The organism is Geobacter psychrophilus, assembly GCF_056821595.1.
This window is the reverse complement of the sequence record NZ_JBXDTU010000004.1, coordinates 3,580,681-3,598,624: the sequence shown is the minus strand read 5'-3', so window position 1 is coordinate 3,598,624 and position 17,944 is coordinate 3,580,681. Positions and strand designations below refer to the sequence as shown.

Here is a 17,944-nt window from a genome sequence, read left to right as displayed (position 1 = left end):
AGCAAGGACGGGAGCACGCATGGAAATTACCCGCTATCTGAAGGTTTATCCCTGCGCCGACAAACCGGGGCGCTTGCTGCTGCTCGCTACCCGGCGCTGCGCCGTAGCGGAGTGTTCAGAAGCGCTCTGGGACAGAATCCGTACCGAGAACACTCTGACGGAGAACGAGACCGTGACGCTTGCTCGCCTGGGGGTGCTGGTGCCTGACCGGGAATCGGAGAAACAAGCGGTCCTGGCGACTTTCAAACGCGATGTCCGCCGTTTCTCCATCCTGGCAACCCTGACCCTGGAATGCAATCTGGCCTGCCCGTACTGCTTCGAAGACCCCTTTCGAGGACGTTTTGCAATGTCACCGGAAACCGCCGACCTGCTGGTGCAATGGGTAACGGAACGCATGCAGACCGGCCTGGATGTGACCATGGACTTCTACGGCGGCGAGGCACTCATGGCGCTGCCCCTGCTGGTACACATCGCCACCCGGCTTGGCTCAGCGGCCCGAAAGCACGGCGTGAAGTTCGCCTTCAACATCTTCAGTAACGGCACGCTGCTGACCCGATCGGTTGTGCAGGAACTGCTGCCGCTGGGACTGGCTGCGGTCCGGCTCACCCTGGATGGCCCTCGCGAGATCCACAACCAGCAACGCCCGTATGTTTCCGGCCAGGGCAGCTTTGATCGTATTGTGGCCAATCTCTCTGGAATTTACGAACTGGTGCCGGTAGATCTGGGGGGAAACTATACCAGCGCCAATTATCAGCGCTTTCCGGAACTGCTGGATGACATCATTGCTCGCGGTATGAACCCGAAACTATTCAAAGCGGTGGCCTTCTCTCCGATCATGCCCAAGTCTGACGGCAGCGTTTCCGCTGAAATCAGCTCGGCTTGCGCCTGCAGCCATGAGCCCTGGATGATCGAAGCCGGCATTTTTCTTCGTGCTGAGGTTTTGAAGCGTGGCTTTCCGGTACCCAGGCTGAAATCAGCAGCCTGCATGATTGAATTCAGGAACGATCTGGTGGTGGGGCATGATGGTTCGCTCTACAAGTGTCCGGTGTTCATGGGGCAGGAAGAGCTGCGGGTGGGGAGTCTGGCCGGGGGGGTCGAAGATTACCGTGTATCCCATAACCTGGCGCTGTGGAAGAATGACGAATGCCTGGAGTGCGCCTATCTGCCGCTCTGTTTCGGCGGCTGCCGCTTCTTCCGCAGGCTGAAGAGCGGAGCCATCGATGGTGTCGATTGTCGCCGGACCATCCTGGATGCGTCCCTGGAGCGGATCGTACGTCAGGACCTGGCTCACAGGCGTTGAAGCAACGAATTCACAGCCCGATACCGGCGATGGCGGCGCCGCAGTCAGGGCAGGCCCCACCCCTGATCCTGTCAGACTCGATGATGTATCCGTAGCGTTTGATCAGCAGGGTTGAACAGGCAGGGCAGCGGGTGTTCTCGCCGCCTTCGCCCGGCACGTTGCCCTCGTAGACATAGCGCAAACCGGCGGCGCGTCCAATTTCACAGGCCTTGCGCAGGGTCGCAAGCGGTGTCCGCGGCCGGTCGGTCAATTTGTAGGTGGGGTAAAACTGGCTCACATGCCAGGGTGTATCGATCCCCAGATTGGTGACGATGAACTCTGCCAGACCGCGCAGCTCGCTCTCGGTGTCGTTAAGTCCCGGGATCAGCAGGGTGGTGAGTTCCAGCCAGATCCCCTGCTGTCGATATTCGACTATCGAGTCGAGCACCTCGGACAGCCGGGCGTGGATCACGTCGCGGTAGAATCCCTCGGAAAAACCTTTCAGATCGATATTGGCGGCATCCAGAAACGGGGCAATGGTGGCCAGCGCCTCCCTGCTGATGTAGCCGTTGGTAACGAAAATGTTCTTCAGCCCGGCTTCACGGGCGAGGCGGGCGGTATCGTAGGCGAACTCGAAGAAGATGGTCGGCTCGGTGTAGGTGTATGAAATCGAGCTGCAGTTATTGTCGAAGGCCCGCTGCACGACCTGTTGCGGCGTAAGATCCTCGCCCTCCTGAATGGGAGTATTCAGATTTACCTGGGAGATGGCATAGTTCTGACAGTGGCGGCAGTGGAAGTTACATCCCACAGTGGCGACAGAATAGGTCTTGCTGCCCGGCATGACATGAAAGAGCGGCTTTTTCTCTATCGGATCAATATGCTCGGCACAGAGTTTGCCGTAGACCAGGCTGTAAAGAGTGCCGCCACGATTCTCGCGAACAGCGCAGATACCGCGGGCGCCATCATGTATCAGACAGCGGAAACGGCACAAGCGGCAACGTACCTGCTGTCCCTCTCCTTCCCGCTCGTAGAACATGGCTTCTTTCATGCCGGACCTCCTGCTATTTGCAGACAACCACCTGCTTTCTATTAACTATAGCACCCTGCCCTGCCAAAGCAAAGCCCTGCTACCAGCGGGGCGGCATCTGGGCGCACAAAACATGTTGAACACGTGTCCATCAATACGAAACAGCATCATCATCCCAAGCAACCGACTCCAGTATTCAACCGGGCAGGTTCAATGTTTTTTTATACTACGACCAAGCAATCAGGAGTAAAATGGTCTTGTATTATCAGATCATAAACCAAAAGGGGCAAGCGTATGAAAGCAATCCGTGCACATTCCTTCGGCCCACCCGAAGTGATGAAGATTGAAGATATCCCCGAGCTCATGCCCGGTCCGGGCCAGGTTCTGGTCTCGGTCAAGGCGGCCGGTGTCAATCCGGTTGATACCTATATCCGTTCCGGACTTTACCGGCCGGATCTGAAACTACCGTATACGCCCGGCATCGACGCAGCCGGAGTGATCATCGCCATCGGTGACGGCGTACAGCACCGCTCCGTCGGGCAACGGGTCTATGTGGCCTGGTCGCTCTCCGGGACCTATGCCGAACTGGTCCTCTGCAATGAGTTTCAGACCCATCCACTGCCCGACGCCATCACCTTCGGCCAGGGCGCTGCCATCGGCGTACCTTACGGTGCTGCCTACAGGGCACTGTTCCAGCGCGCCGGAGCCCAGGCCGGTGAATCTGTTCTTGTACATGGCGCCAGCGGCGGTGTGGGGATCGCAGCCATCCAGCTCGCCCGCAAGGCCGGAATGAGAGTCATCGGCACGGCAGGAACGGACGCGGGCCGGGAACTGGCCCTGGCCCAAGGGGCACACCACGTACTGAACCATCGCGAGAAGGGCTATCTGGACAAGATACAGGGGTTGACCTGCGGCAAGGGGGTTGATGTCATCCTGGAGATGCTGGCCAATGTCAACCTTGATCATGATCTGCCGTTGCTGGCTCCCAAAGGCAGGCTGGTGATCATCGGCAGCCGGGGACGGGTGGAGATCGATCCGCGCAACGCTATGATGCGGGAGGCAACCATCCTCGGCATGACCCTCTACAATGCTACCGACAAGGAACTGGCAAGCATGCACGCTGCCTTTGTGGCAGGACTTGAAGACGGCACCCTGCGCCCGGTCGTGAGCCGGGAAATCCCTCTGGCCGAGGCGGCATCCGCCCACCATGCCGTGATGGAATCCAGTACGCTGGGCAAGATCGTTCTGCTGCCCTGACTACAGGGCCACACAAGGAGAACTATCATGAATACTTCATCTATCGGGAAACTTATAGCCGCAGGCCTGTTTGTCATCCTGTCCGGATGCGCCACGACCGGCACGCTTAAGCTCCCTGTCGATACCGCTTCATCGACACCCGGCACATCGGTGACCATACAAGGAGCACCGCACCGCTTGATCGGGACAGCCCTGCAGGTCGGCGACCATCTTCCGGCAACCATGCTGACAGATGCCTACACCATGAGAAAGGTTGATCTTTCGCAGCAAACAGGCAAGGTACTGCTGATCAGCCTGGTACCGTCCATCGACACCAGAGTCTGCGAAGTGCAGACACATTATCTGGGAGAACAGGGAGCACACCTCCCGGCAGGCATCGAACTCATCACGATCAGTCGCGATACGCCCTTTGCCCAGAAACGGTTCGCCGAGGAAGCCAGGCTCAGCAACATCACCTTCCTTTCCGACTACCGGGACGGCTCCTTCGGCAGGTCAACCGGTCTGATGTTGGACGACAGCCTGCTGCTGGCCCGTTCGCTGATCGTTGTAGACAGGACAGGGATCGTTAGATTCATTCAGGTCGTTCCTGAACTGTCACACCTTCCGGATCTTGACACAGCCTTTAATAAAGCAGCAACAATCATGAACGAACCATAAGGTACAGCTATAGTCGCAAGATCCCCCAATGCCTGGATACGAGTGCGCCTCTGGCAGAGTGTTGCCGGCTGAGTTCATATTGATATTTATAGTGAAATAAAATATGCTAACCTGAATTCCTCCTAATGGAGCGCCGTATGGTCGACCAATCAGATTCGTTGCGATGGCTTTGTGTGCTTGCCCTGGCTGCTCAGCTCATGATACTGCCCGTATGTGCCGGGGGGGCATTCGCCGCAGACGGACAGACTGCTGAACCGGTCGCACCTGCGGTAACTACCGGATCGACGAATTCAGACCAGAACGAAGATACAACGGACGCCGGCACAACCGTAGACAAGACACACTACGAACTAGAGCAGAATATACTCGAACAGGTGATCCGCTTTGATAACTTTTTCGGCAATGTTAAGACCGAAAACCAACAGAAGACAGAATATCAGCTCCGCTGGCGAAGTTCACTCCGGGTGGAGCAAAGGGGTCAGGTCAAATTAGGAACGACGTTGCGGGCCAATCTTAAACTTTCCAGGATCAATGAACGTCTCCGTCTGGTTGTTTCAGGAGAGAACGAACCAGATCCAGTATCACCCAGTCTCCCGCAGGATTCCGGCAGTCCCGGCTTCGACAGGAGCTCACCGACCACTACGCGCATCGTCAACACCGAACTGCGTTATGACCTGCTCAGGACACCGGACCTGGATATATTTCTTGGGGCCGGTTTTTTGTTTAAAATACCTCCGGAATCATTCGTACGGAGCCGCTTGCAGTACACCTACAAATTCAGCGATATCTCGCTGCTGCGCTGCAGTGAAACGCTTTTTGTCAAGAAATTTGAGGGCCTGGGAGAAACAACGGAGATTGACCTGGAGCGACTGCTTGACAAGAATACTCTGCTCAGGTGGTCAAACGCCGGTACGGTTTCTTATGAGATCAAAGGCATGGAATGGGGCTCGGAGTTATCCCTGATTCGGGAACTGTCGCAGCGAAGAGCCATAACCCTGGCGGGTGGCGTCTATGGCAACACCAGTATTGATGGCGAGGCGGGAAATTACCGGATGCTTGCCCGCTATCGACAGAATTTCCTGAAAAGCTGGCTTTTTTATGAGCTTGAACCGGAGATTTCCTGGCCTCGTCAAACAGATGGAAGCTTTCCTACCACACTCGCATTCACTGTTCGCATAGAAGTCGTGTTTCAGGGTAAAGAGAAACCGTAGCCGACCTGGAACCAAGAACTACCTGAGTCCGATCACATCTGCAGATTTTGTGGTATTGTTGTGCATGAACCTTGAAATGTTCGTCGACATATACGGCTATCCGGCTCTCCTCATCGGGGCTCTGCTGGAGGGGGAGACCATCGTAATCATCGCCGGCTTCCTGGCGCACAGCGGGCATCTCTATCTGCCATGGGTCATGCTGACAGCCTTTATCGGGGCCTTCACTTCGGACCAGGCCCTCTTCCAGGTTGGTAAACGCAGGGGCAAGGCCTATCTGGAGAAAAAACCCCGATGGGAGCCCCGCGTTGAAAAGATTCGCCGCTTCCTCGTCGGCTACAACGTCATTGCCATTCTTGTCTATCGTTTCATTTACGGCATGCGGACCATCACCCCGATCGTCATCGGTGCCAGCGGTTTCTCCACCATACGTTTTGTCGGCCTCAACTTCTGCAGTACGCTTCTCTGGGCGGTACTTGTCTCAACTGCCGGATACTATTTCGGCCACCTGTTTCGAACAGTGCTGCAGGACATTCAACACTTTGAAATCCTCACCATGCTGGCAATCGCGGCGACAGGCGGAGCTATCTGGTTTTACCGCTACCGGATAAAAAAGCGCTGAAAGTCCATGGGGGCGCTGATAGTTATTGCGCGAAAATAGACATTGAAAAGGTGTTTGAAACCTGTGTCTAAGCCGGTAAAATGGATTCGATAACTGCCCGGAACAGGTTGAAATTCGAAAACACAGGAGATTGTTATGGGAAGATCCATGCAAGAAGTATTGATATTTGATGCGTTCTTGAAAAACACCAGTGATTCCATAGTAATAAAAGAATATTTTGCTACAGAACGAGGAGAATTCACCGGCGGGAAGATTATTTGTGCCAGCTCTACCAAAGCCCGCCATTATGGTCTGGATATGGATACAATTCGAGGTTACACCGATTTTGACCTTATGCCCCGTGAGCAGGCTGAAAAGGCTCTTCAGGATGATCTTTGGGTGATGAAACATCGCAAGCCTATCGAGGATCAGCGCGAAACCATCACCCACAAAAACGGCGATATCGTTAAAGTTTCGGTGACCAAATTCCCATGGATTTTGCCTGGCGGCGGGATTGTGGGCGTAATGTGCATTGCCCGAAACATAACCATCAGGGAAAAAGCCAAACAACAGACACGCGAATTGATGGAGTTCCTGATGCGGGAGGTTTTAAAACCCCTGCTCCCGATGTATCAAAATGATTTCAAATACACGGCATCAGGCACGGTTATCAAAAACATTATCGTTCGGGTAACAAGAAAACTCAGGGAAGCAAAAGGGTTAAAACCATAATGTGCGGCAGATTCGTATCCAACATACCTGCTGACGTTCTCAAAGAGATATTCAGCCTGATTGAGGTACCGCAGCTTGAACCGCGCTACAATGTGACACCGACCCAGAACGTAGCTGTTGTTCGCAGCGACGGCGACCACAACCGCATTGATCTTCTGAAGTGGGGCTTTGTGCCAAGCTGGTCGAAAGACCTGAGCTTCGGCAGCCACATGATCAATGCCCGCTGCGAGTCCATCACCGAAAAGCAGGCCTTCCGCCACGCCATCAAGTACCGCCGCTGCATTATCCCCACCTCAGGTTTTTTCGAGTGGGAGCACTCCGGATCCAAGAAACAGCCATACTACATCCAGATGGCGGATCAATCGCCCCTGTGCCTGGCCGGTATATGGGAGGCGTGGAAAACTCCTGATGGCAGCCAGATCGAGACCTTCGCCATCATGACCACTGCAGCCAACAAACTGGTAGCACCTCTTCATGACCGCATGCCGGTCATCATCCATCCAGACAACTTCCCGCTCTGGCTGAGCAAGAACATGCACGACCCGGAACAACTGCAACAGCTCTTTATTCCATTCCAGGCCTCTGGGATGACCGCCTACAAGGTGCCCGAACTGGTGAACAATCCCCGTTTTGACTCACCGGCCTGCATCGCCCAGGTATGATGGATTTCACTGGAGCAGTACTCAGCCCCCCCAAAATATCTGTTGGATAGATTTGCGGGCATTGACCGGGTAGCCAGATTCCGGACAAACAACTAACCGTGGCGTGAGCGGTGTGCTAACCTCGTACTTTTCCCCAATTGGGTTCAAGTTTCACCTGTTGACAAAATTGATCCGTCTCTATAAGAATCTTTACAGAATAAGTAATAAACCCTGATATTTTCCGATTGATCTTGAGGCACATCAACATGAACGCTGAAATGTTAAAAAAACTGCTTATTGCTGCAATTCAAAAAGGTGCGTCCGATATTCATTTGCAGGTTGGCGCAAGCCCTCTCTTCAGGGTAAACGGTGAACTTTTGCAGGTCAAATACCATCCGCTTTCCCCTCAGGAAACCTATGCCATTGTCGATGAGATCATTTCCCAGTCGATCGTCCAGATTCCCAAAGCCGACGCCATAGCAGAGCTTGATGTTGCCTATAACCTGGAAGGTTACGGCCGCTTCCGCGCCAATATTTACCTGCAGAGGGGGGCCTACAACATCGTCCTGCGGATTATCCCTGCTGCAATCAAATCGTTTGCAGAACTGAACCTTCCGCCGATTCTTGAGAAGATCTCTTCACTGCGGCGCGGACTGGTACTCGTGGTTGGTGCAACCGGCAACGGCAAATCCACCACTCTGGCGTCTATGATTGAATATATCAACAAGACCCGCCGTGCCCATATCATTACCATCGAAGAACCGATCGAGTATATTTTCAAGAATGATAAATCGGTAATCAGCCAGCGGGAAGTCGGCGTGGATACTGCCTCCTACAGTAAAGCAACCGCAGCGGCCATGAGGCAGGATCCGGATGTAATATTTATAGGTGAAATGCGCGATAAGGAAACCGTGGATACTGCTCTCAAAGCAGCAGAGACCGGACACCTGGTTCTATCCACCATGCACACCATAGACAGCATCAACGCCATAGCCCGACTGGTCGCCTTCTACCCTACCGATCAGGAGGCAAACACCAGAAAACGATTGTCAAACTGTCTCGTATCGGTAATCGCCCAGCGTCTGATGCCTCAAATGGATCTTATCGGCAGGATTCCTGCAGTTGAAGTTCTCTGGGTAACCCATGGCATACGGGACTGCATCTGCGATTCGTCCAAAACCAATGAGATCCTTTTATACATCGAAAAAGGCAGGGATCTTTACGGCATGCAGACCTTTGACCAGCATATTCTCGCGTTGGTCCGGGCCGGCAAGATCGATCTCGAAACGGCAAAGCAGGCCGCCAATAAGCCGGATGAGTTTGAGAGGTCTCTCATGCTCGAAAACAGTTATGACTGACAGGACCTGAAGAACACCATAAAACACTCAATCAAAACATAAGCCCCTTTTCCGACTAGTCGGTAAAGGGGCTTATTTACAGCACATCATAATGATTTTATTACGTTAAATTCCAGATCATCATCTCCAGAATATCCTTCCAGCTCTTGCCGATCTCGTTGACCACGGTCGGCTCGAAACCACAGTGCATCATGCACTGTGCACAGCGTACATCCTTACCGACCCCGTATTTCTCCCATTCGGTCTTCTCCATCATCTCCTTGAAGGTCGGATAATGGGCATCGGTGATCAGGTAGCAGGGAGCCTTCCAACCGCGCGTGTTGCGGGTCGGGTTGCCCCAGGGGGTGCACTCCAGTTTTTTCTCGCCTTTCAGAAAGCGGAGATACATGGGCGTTGAGAAGAAGCGATGCTTCTTGCTCATCTCAAACACCTCGGCAAACTTCTTCTCGATGTCCCGCCGCTCCAGGAACAACTTCTCCCCGACCGCTTCGTAACCGAAACCGGGGGCCACCAGCAGTCCGTCGACACCGATCTCTTCCAGATGGGTAAAGAGCATCTCGATCTCTACCAGGTCGGTTTCATTAAAAATGGTGGTATTGGTGCAGACCCGGAAACCAAGCATTTTGGCCTTTTTGATGCCTTCCATGGCTATCTTGAAGGCACCCTTGCGTTCCAGAATGCGGTCATGGGTTTCCTCCAGACCATCCATATGAACGTTTAAGGTGAAATTTGGATGGGGCGTCATATTGTCCAGCGCCTTTTCCAGCAGAATACCGTTGGTGCAGAAATAGATATGCTTGCCGCGCTCAAGCACCCCTTGAATCAGGTCGTAGATGTGGGGATACAGAAACGGTTCGCCGCCGGTTATGGTAACCACCGGTGCCGGGCATTCATCCACCGATTTCAGGCAATCCTCCAGACTCATCATCTCCTGCATGGTATCGGCATATTCGCGGATACGCCCGCATCCTGAACAGGCCAGGTTACAGAGGTGCGTTGGTTCAAGCATCAATACCAGGGGGTATTTTTCAACCTTGTTAATTTTGTTGCTGATGATGTACTTGGTCAGGTCATAGTTGAGACGAAACGGGAAACGCATTGATTACTTCCTTTCACAATACTTAGAAACTAAAAGCTACAGAATAGTCACAAACTGAGACAACAATTCACCCTTTGATAAAAGCTTCCGCCGACGCAGCAATACCTTCGGCATCTATACCGACATCCTTGCGCAGTTGCGCCTGACTGCCATGTTCAATGTAGCGATCAGGTATGCCCAGACGCTTGATTTTCACATCCTGCAGACCGTTGTCGTAGAGCAGTTCCAGTACGGCGCTGCCGAATCCGCCTTGCAGGGCATTCTCTTCGACCGTCACGATGTGACCGGTTTTCTTCGCCACAGACAGGATCAGCTCGGCATCCAGCGGCTTGACAAAACGGGCATTGACCACTCCCGCGCGGATCCCCCTGCGGCCGAGCGCCTCTGCAGCCTCCAGGGCCGGATAAACCGTAGAGCCAATTGCTATGATGCACAGATCGTTTCCATCCTGCAGCAACTCTCCGCGACCAATTTCCAGTGTCTGTATCTCTGCATCCAACTCGACGCCATAACCGGCGCCACGCGGGTAGCGCAGAGCCATGGGCACACCGGAATAGATCGCCGTCTTAAGCATATGGCGCAGTTCGTTCTCGTCTTTGGGGGCCATCATTGTCAGCCCCGGCAGATGGCGCAGATACGAAATATCAAAAACACCGTGGTGGGTCGGGCCGTCATCACCCACCAGACCGGCACGGTCCATGGCGATGGTTACCGGCAGCTTTTGCAGGCAGATGTCGTGAAAAACCTGGTCATAGGCCCGCTGCACAAAGGAGGAATAGATGGCGGTTACCGGCCGGAAACCGTCGGCAGCCAGACCGGCGGCAAAGGTCATGCCATGCGGTTCTGCAATCCCGACATCGAAAAAGCGTTGCGGAAAGCGCTCCGCAAAGGTATTGAGCCCGGTACCGTCCGGCATGGCGGCGGTAATGGCTACGATCTTGGGATCCTGTTCGGCCAGGGCCACCAGTGTCTCGCCGAATACGTCGGTATAGGACATGGCGCCGGCCTTGGGAGCGCCCTTGCCCGTGGCAATATCAAAGACACCGACACCGTGATACTTGGCGGGTGTATCTTCAGCAGGCTTATACCCTTTGCCTTTGGTTGTCATGATATGCACCAGCAGCGGACCATCCAGCTGGTTGATGTTGTTGAACACCTCCACCAGTTGCGGCAGGTCGTGACCATCCAGCGGCCCGAGGTAGTCAAATCCCAACGCCTCGAACAGGGCTCCCGGTGTCAGAAACCCCTTCAGCGAATTTTCTGCCTTGCGGGCAAAGTGCAGTATATCCGTACCAATGGCCGGGATGCTGGTGAGAAGCCCCTGCATCTCCTTTTTCAAATCACGGAAGTAGCGACCGGTCATCTTACGGGAGATAAAGGCGGAAAAGGCACCCACGTTTTTGGAGATGGACATCTCGTTGTCGTTGAGGATGACGATCAGGTTCTTCTTGAGGTGTCCGGCCTGATTGAGCGCCTCAAAGGCCATGCCGCCGGTCAGGGATCCGTCACCGATCACCGCTATGGAGTGGTTTCGTGTGCCGGTCAGGTCAGCTGCCGCCGCCATGCCCAGTGCGGCCGAGATGGAGGTGGATGCGTGGCCGACCCCGAAGGCATCATGCTCCGATTCGGAGCGTTTTGGAAAGCCTGACAGACCTTTGTACTGACGCTGGGTATGGAACTGATCCCGTCTGCCGGTGAGGATCTTGTGGGTGTATGCCTGATGCCCCACATCCCAGACAATCTTGTCTTTGGGAGAATCAAAACAGTAATGCAGCGCTATGCTCAGTTCGACCGTCCCCAGGTTTGAACCCAGGTGGCCGCCGGTACTGGAGACAGTTTTGAGCAGGAATTGGCGAACCTCTTCAGCAAGCTGCGGCAATTGCTCGGTTGAGAGTTTTTTCAGATCTGTCGGATTATTGATTGATTCAAGTAACATAATAACCTCGGTTCATTGCTGACGCGTATAGCCGTTGTGACGAAACCACTCCACCGCCCGTTGCAGGGCCTCGTGTACCGGGGTCTGGGGCAGGCCCAGCTCACGTATCGCCCTGGATGGATCAAAGTACATGAATTTGGCTGCCATCTGCACCCCCGCCAACGGGATCAGCGGCTCTCTGCCGGTAATTCGCGAAATTCCCTCGTTGATATAGGCCGCCAGCAGGATCGGCCTATAGGGCAAACGCACTTTGGGGGCCGACAGCCCGGTAATTTCTGCCAGAATTGCAAAAATATCCCGCAGTGTCAGGTTGGCGTTTCCCAGGATGTATTTCTGTCCGACAGCCCCCTTCTGTTCTGCCAGAATATGGCCGCGGGCACAATCCTCAACAGCAATGATGTTCAGACCCGTATCCAGATAGGCCGGCATCTTTCGGTTCAGAAAGTCGACTATGATCTTGCCGGTCGGGGTCGGCTTGATATCGAGGGGACCAACCGGTGTAGACGGGTTGACAATCACCAGAGGCAGGCCCCGCGCAACAAATTTTTCCGCCGCCCGCTCCGCCAGAAACTTGCTTTTTTTGTAGTGCCCGACCATATCGTCGAGACCCACCGGCGTCGTCTCGCTCCCCGGCGTTCCATCACCCGGGTTGCCCAGCGTTCCGACACTGCTGGTGTAGACCACCCGCGAGAGACCGTTGTTCAGAGCAGCTTCCAGGATAGCGGTCGTGCCATCCACATTAATGCTGTACATCTCGGCCGGATCGCGGGTCCAGAGGCGGTAATCGGCTGCGGCGTGGTACAATACATCGCATCCCTTCAAGCCCTGCCCCAGACCGGCATGATCGCGCAGATCACCCTGCCAGAACTCCACATCGAGTCCGGTCAGGTTGGAGGTATCCGCCCCCTTCCGCACCAGAGCCCGCACCTCGCGTCCAGCCTTCAGCAGCTCCCTGACGATGCTTGCGCCTATGAAACCGGTTGCACCGGTGATAAAGGTCTTCATATACCGCTCATCCGTACTGGCTCTATAAAAAAGTGGAAAGCCCCGGACCGCAATACGGGGCTTCCCTGAGATGATCGTCTGGCCCGGATAAACGGGCTCCGTGAGCTAACAGCTGACGACAGGTTACTTATGCTCTGCGGAATCAACCGTCAGACGGCGGTAGCGTCCCAATGCCGTCAGCGGAAAACAGTTACGGTAGATATGATACTTGATCATGAAAAACTTGGGAAATCCGGTGCCGGTAAAGGCATCCTCATCCCAGGTTCCGTCCAGTTTCTGGGTCGCCAGCAGGTACTCGATCCCACGGGCAGCTGCACTGGAACCAGCCTCACCGGCTGCAAAGAGTGACAGCAGCGCCCAGCTTGTCTGGGAGGCGGTACTCGCTCCGCTCCCCATCAGAGAACGGTCATAATACGACTCGCAGACTTCCCCCCAGCCGCCGTCCATGTTCTGCTTGGACTTGAACCAGTTGACGGCTTTCTTGATATAGGGCTGGCTCATATCCTCGCCGATGGCCTGCAGACCGCACAGTACCGACCAGGTGCCGTAGATGTAATTAACCCCCCAGCGACCAAACCAGGGTCCTTCCGGCTCCTGCTCCTTCCTGATGAACTCAAGGGCGCGAACAGCGGCAGGATGACTCTTGGGATAATCAAAACTTCCCATCAACTCCAGCATGCGGCCGGTCAGGTCCGCCGTGGGCGGATCGATGAGTGCCTCCAGATCGGCAAAGGGGATCTTGTTGAGCAAATGCTTGGTGTTATCCTTGTCGAAAGCGCCCCAGCCGCCGTTCTCGCTCTGCATCCCCAGACACCAGGCGATCCCGCGTTTGATGGCCTGCTCCTTATGCTTTTTATCGCGAACCTTGATGTCCTTGATCGCCATGATGACGAAACCGGAGTCATCCACATCCGGATACCAGTCATTGAGAAATTCAAAGGCCCAGCCACCCGGCTCAAGGTCCGGCGATTTGATCTGCCAATCCCCCTTGCGACGTACCTCCAGGTCCAGCAGCCATTGAGCCGCTTTCACCAGAGCAGGATGATCCTTGGGAACTCCCGCTTCCTGCATGGCAACCAGGGCCAGGGCCGTATCCCATACCGGAGAAACGCAGGATTGCAGAACCAGGCTTTCGTCATCTTCAATGCAGAAGTTCGCCAATGCCTCCAGCCCCTTGACAACGGCGGGATGATCGTTGGCATACCCCAGACAGTGCAGGGCCAGAATGGCATTGAGCATGGCCGGCTGAATGCCGCCCCAGTCGCCGGTAGGCTCCTGGTGTTCCAGAATCCATTGCTCCGCCGTGGCGGTGGCCTTTTTCATGAACGGACGGATCGGACTTGACTCGTAGACCTTGAGCAGATGATCGACACCGATAAAGAAGTTCTTCCAGGTCAGAATGCCGTCTTCTTTGGTAAAGGTATAATCCGTCGGCCGCGGCGGCCGGACATACAGTTCCTGAACCCGGGCCCAGGGTGGCAGCTTGCGCACCGGCCGCTCGGACATGACCACCGACAGCGGGATGATGGTTGCACGGGCCCAGCTGGAAAATTCATACATATTGAAGTAGGCCCAGTTGGGGAGCAGCGTCAGTTCGATCGGCATGGAAGGGACACCCAGCCAGGAAAATTCTCCGAACAACGCCAGAAAGGTCTTCGTGAAAACCCTGCTTTTGAGGATCCCGCCATGTGCCAGCACAAACTCCCGCGCCTTGACCATGGCCGGATGCTCAGCCGGATAACCGGCGAGTTTGAGGGCAAAATAGGCCTCAATCGTTGTAGAGAGGTCACCCGGACCGCCATGCCAGATTGTCCAGAAACCTTCAGCCGTCTGCTTGCTGAGGATATAGCCGGCCATCTTGCGTTCACGCACCTTGTCAACCATGCCCAGAAAATGGAAGAGCATGATGTATTCGGAGGTGATCGTTACATTGGACTCCAACTCGGCCCACCAGTAGCCGTCAGGCAACTGTTCACGAAAGAAAAAATCCCGGGTCCGCTCAATGGCCTTGTCAAGCGGGCCCTTGGCATCTCCGACCATCTTTTTCCAGATGGAGGGCGGCAGGTGATGGACCTTGGCGGCATTTTTTTTCACTGCCTCTATAACCGGTGCGGCAGTTTCGGTGTTGAACGACGTCAAGGCCGTGGAAATCGGATATTTACTCGGGTTCATTCACAAAGCTCCTGATGGCCGCAAAACGGCAATGGCCTTGGCTACACGACAGCTAAACTGTGCTTTAATATCACGAAAATCAATAAATGTATATCCTTTTTCAAATCCGGATAACCCGATGTAACACAGCTGCCAGGGATAATCCAGATTGTCCCGTTCCGCAATTGTGGTTTACCGCCACGACTTCGCTGTGATATAAAAACAGCAGCTAACAAGATGAACAGACTGATGAACCACGAGGAGCAACAACCAACATGCTGACCGGAAAACAGAAGCGCCACCTGCGGGCCCTTGGACACAAACTCAAAGCACTGATCCAGATCGGCAAAAAAGAGATCGAGGAGGCCCTGATCACCGAGACCAACGTGGCCCTTGACCATCACGAACTGATCAAAGTCAAACTGCTTGAGAGCTGCACACTTGACAAACATGAGGCCTCCTCCAGCCTTGCTGAGGCCTGTGGCGCAGAAGTCGCCCAGATTCTCGGCAAGACCTTTCTGCTCTATCGACCGGCCTCAACACCTGTCATCGTCCTGCCAAGCGCAGATAAACCGCTCAAGAAAACAGCCCCATGACCATTGCAACGGTTCTGTTCGACCTGGACGGCACCCTGGTTGATTCGCTTCATGACCTGACCGATGCCGTCAACCACATGTTGACTGGTTTCGGTCGTCAGCAACTCGACCCCGTTCAGGTGCGGCAACTGGTGGGCAAAGGGGCCCGCAATCTCGTTCAACGGGCACTTGCCACCGACTCTCCCGCGGAGATCAGCCGGGGATTGGCCGCATTCACAGAATTCAATGCGATCCATATCGCCGATAAGAGCAGGCTGTATCCCGGCGTCCGGGAACTGCTGCAGCAACTGGCCGACAGCGGCATGCGCCTGGCAATCATCTCCAACAAGAACGAGGAGTTAAGCCGACTGATCCTGAAAACATTGGCAATAGACGGTTTTTTCGACATTATTGCCGGTGGGGACACCTTTGCCGAGATGAAGCCGTCTCCCCTGCCCCTGTTGCAGGTCATCAACAAGCTGGGCTGCAGCCCCGCTGAGGCGGTTATGGTGGGCGACAGCATCAACGACATCCAGGCCGGCAATTACGCGGGTATCACCACCATCGGCTGCAGATGGGGTTACGGAGACAGCGACGAGTTGAACGAGTCGAAATATTCGGCAGACTCATGCAGCGACATTATCAACATATTAGGGATAGCGGGTTAAATCTATTTATGAACGGCTGGACCGGCAGGATACTCAGGGTGGACCTGACAAGCGGCAGCTCGCAATTCGAGGATATTCCGCGTCAATGGCTGGAGGAATACCTGGGGGGTCGCGGGCTGGGAGTCCGCCTGATGCGCGACTATTTCCGCCTTGATGCATTTGACCCGGCCATGCCCCTGATCTTTGCAGTCGGCCCGCTATGCGGCACAGCAGCCCCCACTGCTGCCCGCCTGTCGGTTGTATCACGTTCCCCTCTGACCGGCACGATCTACGACTGCTCGGCCGGCGGACGCTTTGCCTGGCGACTCAAGGCCGCCGGACTGGATGCGCTTTTCATCACCGGCAAAAGTACTGCGCCCGTGACCCTGCGGATTGTTGCGGGACAGGTCGAAATTCTGCCGGCCGGACATCTCTGGGGCAGCAAGATTCCCGCCACCGTCGCGGCGCTGCAGGAACACGGCAGTGTGGCGGCAATCGGCCCGGCCGGCGAAAACGGGGTGCTCTTCGCCAACATCATGATGGGGGAAGGCAACTCCGTCGGCCGCGGCGGCCTGGGAGCCGTCATGGGCGCCAAGGGCCTCAAGGCGATTGTGGTCGATGGAGAGCAAAAGACGGAGATCGCCGATCCGGACCGCTTCAACCAGGCCCGTCAGGACGTAATGCGGCTCTTCAAGGCCTCGCCGGTAATCTTCGGCCCTCTGGGAATCGCCGAGTTCGGCACGCCGGTACTGGTCGACCTGATGGCCCAGCGCCGCATGGCCCCTACCGATAATTTCCGCAAGACCTACTTTGCCAACTCTGCCAATTATTCCGGGCCTGCCATCAAGGCGGCCTGTGGAGCGAAAAAGGACGGTTGCTACGGCTGCCCGATACAGTGCAAAAAGTCCGATCGAGACGGTGGGCACCTGCCGGAGTACGAGACCGTTTCCCATTTCGGTGCACTCAACAACATTGACAACCTGGCTGCCATTGTTACATCCAACAGCATCTGCAACGAGCTTGGACTTGATACCATCACCGCCGCCGCGACCCTTTCGGCCTGGGGAGAGATCAGGGGCCGCTTTCCGACTGCCGACGAGATCCCCGTGCTGCTGGAAGACATGGCCCTGCTCCGCGGTGAAGGCGGATTACTGGCTCTCGGCTCACGTCGAGTGGCTGAGCAGATGGGCCGTCCGGAACTGTCCATGAGTGTCAAATCCCTGGAACTGCCGGCCTACGACCCGCGCGGCGCCTACGGCATGGCCCTGGCCTACTGCACCAGCTCTCGTGGCGGTTGTCATCTGCGGGCCTACCCCATCTCCCACGAAATCCTGCGCAAGCCGGTACCGACGAACCGTTTTTCCTTTTCCGGCAAGGCCCGCATCATCACCATTGCCGAAGACAGCAATGCCGCGGTGGATTCGCTGGTGGCCTGCAAGTTCTCGTTTTTCGGCGCCAGCCTGGAGGAATATGCCGAACTATTGACCGCTGCCACCGGCATCACCTATTCCCCCCAGCGCTTGAAAGAGATCGGCCGGCGCATCGTTCTGACCGAGCGCTACTATAATTGCGCCAATGGCTTCACCCGCAAGAATGACATCCTGCCGGAGCGTTTCTTCAGCGAAGCGGGATCAAGCGGTGACGGCATACTCATCCACCCCATCGACCGCCGACGCTTCGAGGAGGAGCTGGACAAGTACTACCGCATCCGCGGACTGAATCCTGACGGCTGCTTTGAAGATGCCGGGTTTCTGGCGGATCAGCCGTGAAT

General features: G+C 55.3%; 16 protein-coding genes. 11 read left to right on the top strand and 5 right to left on the bottom strand.

The window, feature by feature from the left end:
- The first annotated feature begins 19 nt into the window (after nucleotides 1–19).
- Nucleotides 20–1,300, top strand: coding sequence for a geopeptide radical SAM maturase (gene gptM / locus ACOCF6_RS19270; protein WP_482461942.1), 1,281 nt, complete (start codon nucleotides 20–22; stop codon nucleotides 1,298–1,300).
- Between the two features lie 10 nt (nucleotides 1,301–1,310).
- Here gptM and amrS read toward each other — a convergent pair whose 3' ends face one another.
- Nucleotides 1,311–2,327, bottom strand: coding sequence for an AmmeMemoRadiSam system radical SAM enzyme (amrS, locus tag ACOCF6_RS19265; RefSeq protein WP_482461941.1), 1,017 nt, complete (start codon nucleotides 2,325–2,327; stop codon nucleotides 1,311–1,313).
- A 273-nt stretch (nucleotides 2,328–2,600) separates the two neighbouring features.
- On the opposite strand from amrS, the gene ACOCF6_RS19260 reads away from it, so the two are divergent.
- The 7 genes from ACOCF6_RS19260 (at nucleotide 2,601) to ACOCF6_RS19230 (ending at nucleotide 8,760) form a co-directional block, all read left to right on the top strand.
- On the top strand, nucleotides 2,601–3,563 hold the full coding sequence (locus ACOCF6_RS19260; protein ID WP_482461940.1) for an NADPH:quinone reductase: 963 nt from the start codon (nucleotides 2,601–2,603) through the stop codon (nucleotides 3,561–3,563).
- 27 nt (nucleotides 3,564–3,590) lie between these two features.
- Nucleotides 3,591–4,220 (top strand): thiol peroxidase, encoded by a 630-nt coding sequence (gene tpx, locus ACOCF6_RS19255; protein WP_482461939.1) that lies wholly within the window; start codon nucleotides 3,591–3,593, stop codon nucleotides 4,218–4,220.
- Between the two features lie 137 nt (nucleotides 4,221–4,357).
- Nucleotides 4,358–5,431, top strand: coding sequence for a hypothetical protein (locus ACOCF6_RS19250; RefSeq protein WP_482461938.1), 1,074 nt, complete (start codon nucleotides 4,358–4,360; stop codon nucleotides 5,429–5,431).
- Between the two features lie 76 nt (nucleotides 5,432–5,507).
- On the top strand, nucleotides 5,508–6,050 hold the full coding sequence (locus tag ACOCF6_RS19245) for a DedA family protein (protein ID WP_482461937.1): 543 nt from the start codon (nucleotides 5,508–5,510) through the stop codon (nucleotides 6,048–6,050).
- A 135-nt stretch (nucleotides 6,051–6,185) separates the two neighbouring features.
- Complete coding sequence (locus ACOCF6_RS19240) at nucleotides 6,186–6,761, top strand: PAS domain-containing protein (protein ID WP_482461936.1); 576 nt, start codon at nucleotides 6,186–6,188, stop codon at nucleotides 6,759–6,761.
- Entirely contained in the window at nucleotides 6,761–7,423 is a 663-nt protein-coding gene (locus ACOCF6_RS19235; RefSeq protein ID WP_482461935.1) for an SOS response-associated peptidase, read from the top strand. The genes ACOCF6_RS19240 and ACOCF6_RS19235 overlap by 1 nt, the downstream gene beginning before the upstream one ends.
- A gap of 245 nt (nucleotides 7,424–7,668) precedes the next feature.
- Entirely contained in the window at nucleotides 7,669–8,760 is a 1,092-nt protein-coding gene (locus ACOCF6_RS19230) for a type IV pilus twitching motility protein PilT (protein ID WP_482461934.1), read from the top strand.
- 100 nt (nucleotides 8,761–8,860) lie between these two features.
- Here the strand turns inward: ACOCF6_RS19230 and hpnH are convergent, their stop codons facing one another.
- The 4 genes from hpnH to shc all read right to left on the bottom strand — a co-directional run bounded on the left by hpnH (nucleotide 8,861) and on the right by shc (nucleotide 14,972).
- Nucleotides 8,861–9,859: an adenosyl-hopene transferase HpnH gene (gene hpnH, locus ACOCF6_RS19225; protein WP_482461933.1), complete on the bottom strand. Its 999-nt coding sequence runs from the start codon at nucleotides 9,857–9,859 to the stop codon at nucleotides 8,861–8,863.
- A gap of 67 nt (nucleotides 9,860–9,926) precedes the next feature.
- The gene (dxs, locus tag ACOCF6_RS19220) at nucleotides 9,927–11,795 is read right to left on the bottom strand and encodes a 1-deoxy-D-xylulose-5-phosphate synthase (protein WP_482461932.1); all 1,869 of its coding nucleotides are present in this window, start codon (nucleotides 11,793–11,795) and stop codon (nucleotides 9,927–9,929) included.
- A 12-nt stretch (nucleotides 11,796–11,807) separates the two neighbouring features.
- Nucleotides 11,808–12,800 (bottom strand): hopanoid-associated sugar epimerase, encoded by a 993-nt coding sequence (gene hpnA, locus ACOCF6_RS19215; RefSeq protein ID WP_482461931.1) that lies wholly within the window; start codon nucleotides 12,798–12,800, stop codon nucleotides 11,808–11,810.
- A gap of 123 nt (nucleotides 12,801–12,923) precedes the next feature.
- Nucleotides 12,924–14,972 carry a squalene--hopene cyclase gene (gene shc / locus ACOCF6_RS19210; protein WP_482461930.1) on the bottom strand — a complete coding sequence of 683 codons (2,049 nt, stop codon included), beginning with the start codon at nucleotides 14,970–14,972 and terminating at the stop codon, nucleotides 12,924–12,926.
- 254 nt (nucleotides 14,973–15,226) lie between these two features.
- Here shc and yhbY point away from each other — a divergent pair, with 254 nt between their 5' ends.
- Genes yhbY through ACOCF6_RS19195 form a run of 3 tightly spaced genes read left to right on the top strand, consistent with a single transcriptional unit; the run spans nucleotide 15,227 to nucleotide 17,942 of the window.
- Nucleotides 15,227–15,547, top strand: coding sequence for a ribosome assembly RNA-binding protein YhbY (gene yhbY / locus ACOCF6_RS19205; protein WP_482461929.1), 321 nt, complete (start codon nucleotides 15,227–15,229; stop codon nucleotides 15,545–15,547).
- Nucleotides 15,544–16,194, top strand: coding sequence for an HAD family hydrolase (locus ACOCF6_RS19200; RefSeq protein ID WP_482461928.1), 651 nt, complete (start codon nucleotides 15,544–15,546; stop codon nucleotides 16,192–16,194). Before yhbY ends, ACOCF6_RS19200 begins: the two co-directional genes overlap by 4 nt.
- Before the next feature lie 8 nt (nucleotides 16,195–16,202).
- Nucleotides 16,203–17,942: an aldehyde ferredoxin oxidoreductase family protein gene (locus tag ACOCF6_RS19195; RefSeq protein ID WP_482461927.1), complete on the top strand. Its 1,740-nt coding sequence runs from the start codon at nucleotides 16,203–16,205 to the stop codon at nucleotides 17,940–17,942.
- Nucleotides 17,943–17,944 lie beyond the last annotated feature (2 nt).

What these genes read in the sequence shown, in the direction of transcription:
- ACOCF6_RS19250 (WP_482461938.1), top strand. Translation starts at nt 4,358, where the DNA reads ATGGTCGACCAATCAGATTCGTTGCGATGGCTTTGTGTGCTTGCCCTG.
- ACOCF6_RS19235 (WP_482461935.1), top strand. Translation starts at nt 6,761, where the DNA reads ATGTGCGGCAGATTCGTATCCAACATACCTGCTGACGTTCTCAAAGAG.
- yhbY (WP_482461929.1), top strand. Translation starts at nt 15,227, where the DNA reads ATGCTGACCGGAAAACAGAAGCGCCACCTGCGGGCCCTTGGACACAAA.
- dxs (WP_482461932.1), bottom strand. Translation starts at nt 11,795, where the DNA reads ATGTTACTTGAATCAATCAATAATCCGACAGATCTGAAAAAACTCTCA.
- ACOCF6_RS19230 (WP_482461934.1), top strand. Translation starts at nt 7,669, where the DNA reads ATGAACGCTGAAATGTTAAAAAAACTGCTTATTGCTGCAATTCAAAAA.
- shc (WP_482461930.1), bottom strand. Translation starts at nt 14,972, where the DNA reads ATGAACCCGAGTAAATATCCGATTTCCACGGCCTTGACGTCGTTCAAC.
- ACOCF6_RS19260 (WP_482461940.1), top strand. Translation starts at nt 2,601, where the DNA reads ATGAAAGCAATCCGTGCACATTCCTTCGGCCCACCCGAAGTGATGAAG.
- tpx (WP_482461939.1), top strand. Translation starts at nt 3,591, where the DNA reads ATGAATACTTCATCTATCGGGAAACTTATAGCCGCAGGCCTGTTTGTC.
- ACOCF6_RS19200 (WP_482461928.1), top strand. Translation starts at nt 15,544, where the DNA reads ATGACCATTGCAACGGTTCTGTTCGACCTGGACGGCACCCTGGTTGAT.
- hpnH (WP_482461933.1), bottom strand. Translation starts at nt 9,859, where the DNA reads ATGCGTTTCCCGTTTCGTCTCAACTATGACCTGACCAAGTACATCATC.
- hpnA (WP_482461931.1), bottom strand. Translation starts at nt 12,800, where the DNA reads ATGAAGACCTTTATCACCGGTGCAACCGGTTTCATAGGCGCAAGCATC.
- gptM (WP_482461942.1), top strand. Translation starts at nt 20, where the DNA reads ATGGAAATTACCCGCTATCTGAAGGTTTATCCCTGCGCCGACAAACCG.
- amrS (WP_482461941.1), bottom strand. Translation starts at nt 2,327, where the DNA reads ATGAAAGAAGCCATGTTCTACGAGCGGGAAGGAGAGGGACAGCAGGTA.
- ACOCF6_RS19245 (WP_482461937.1), top strand. Translation starts at nt 5,508, where the DNA reads ATGTTCGTCGACATATACGGCTATCCGGCTCTCCTCATCGGGGCTCTG.
- ACOCF6_RS19240 (WP_482461936.1), top strand. Translation starts at nt 6,186, where the DNA reads ATGGGAAGATCCATGCAAGAAGTATTGATATTTGATGCGTTCTTGAAA.
- ACOCF6_RS19195 (WP_482461927.1), top strand. Translation starts at nt 16,203, where the DNA reads ATGAACGGCTGGACCGGCAGGATACTCAGGGTGGACCTGACAAGCGGC.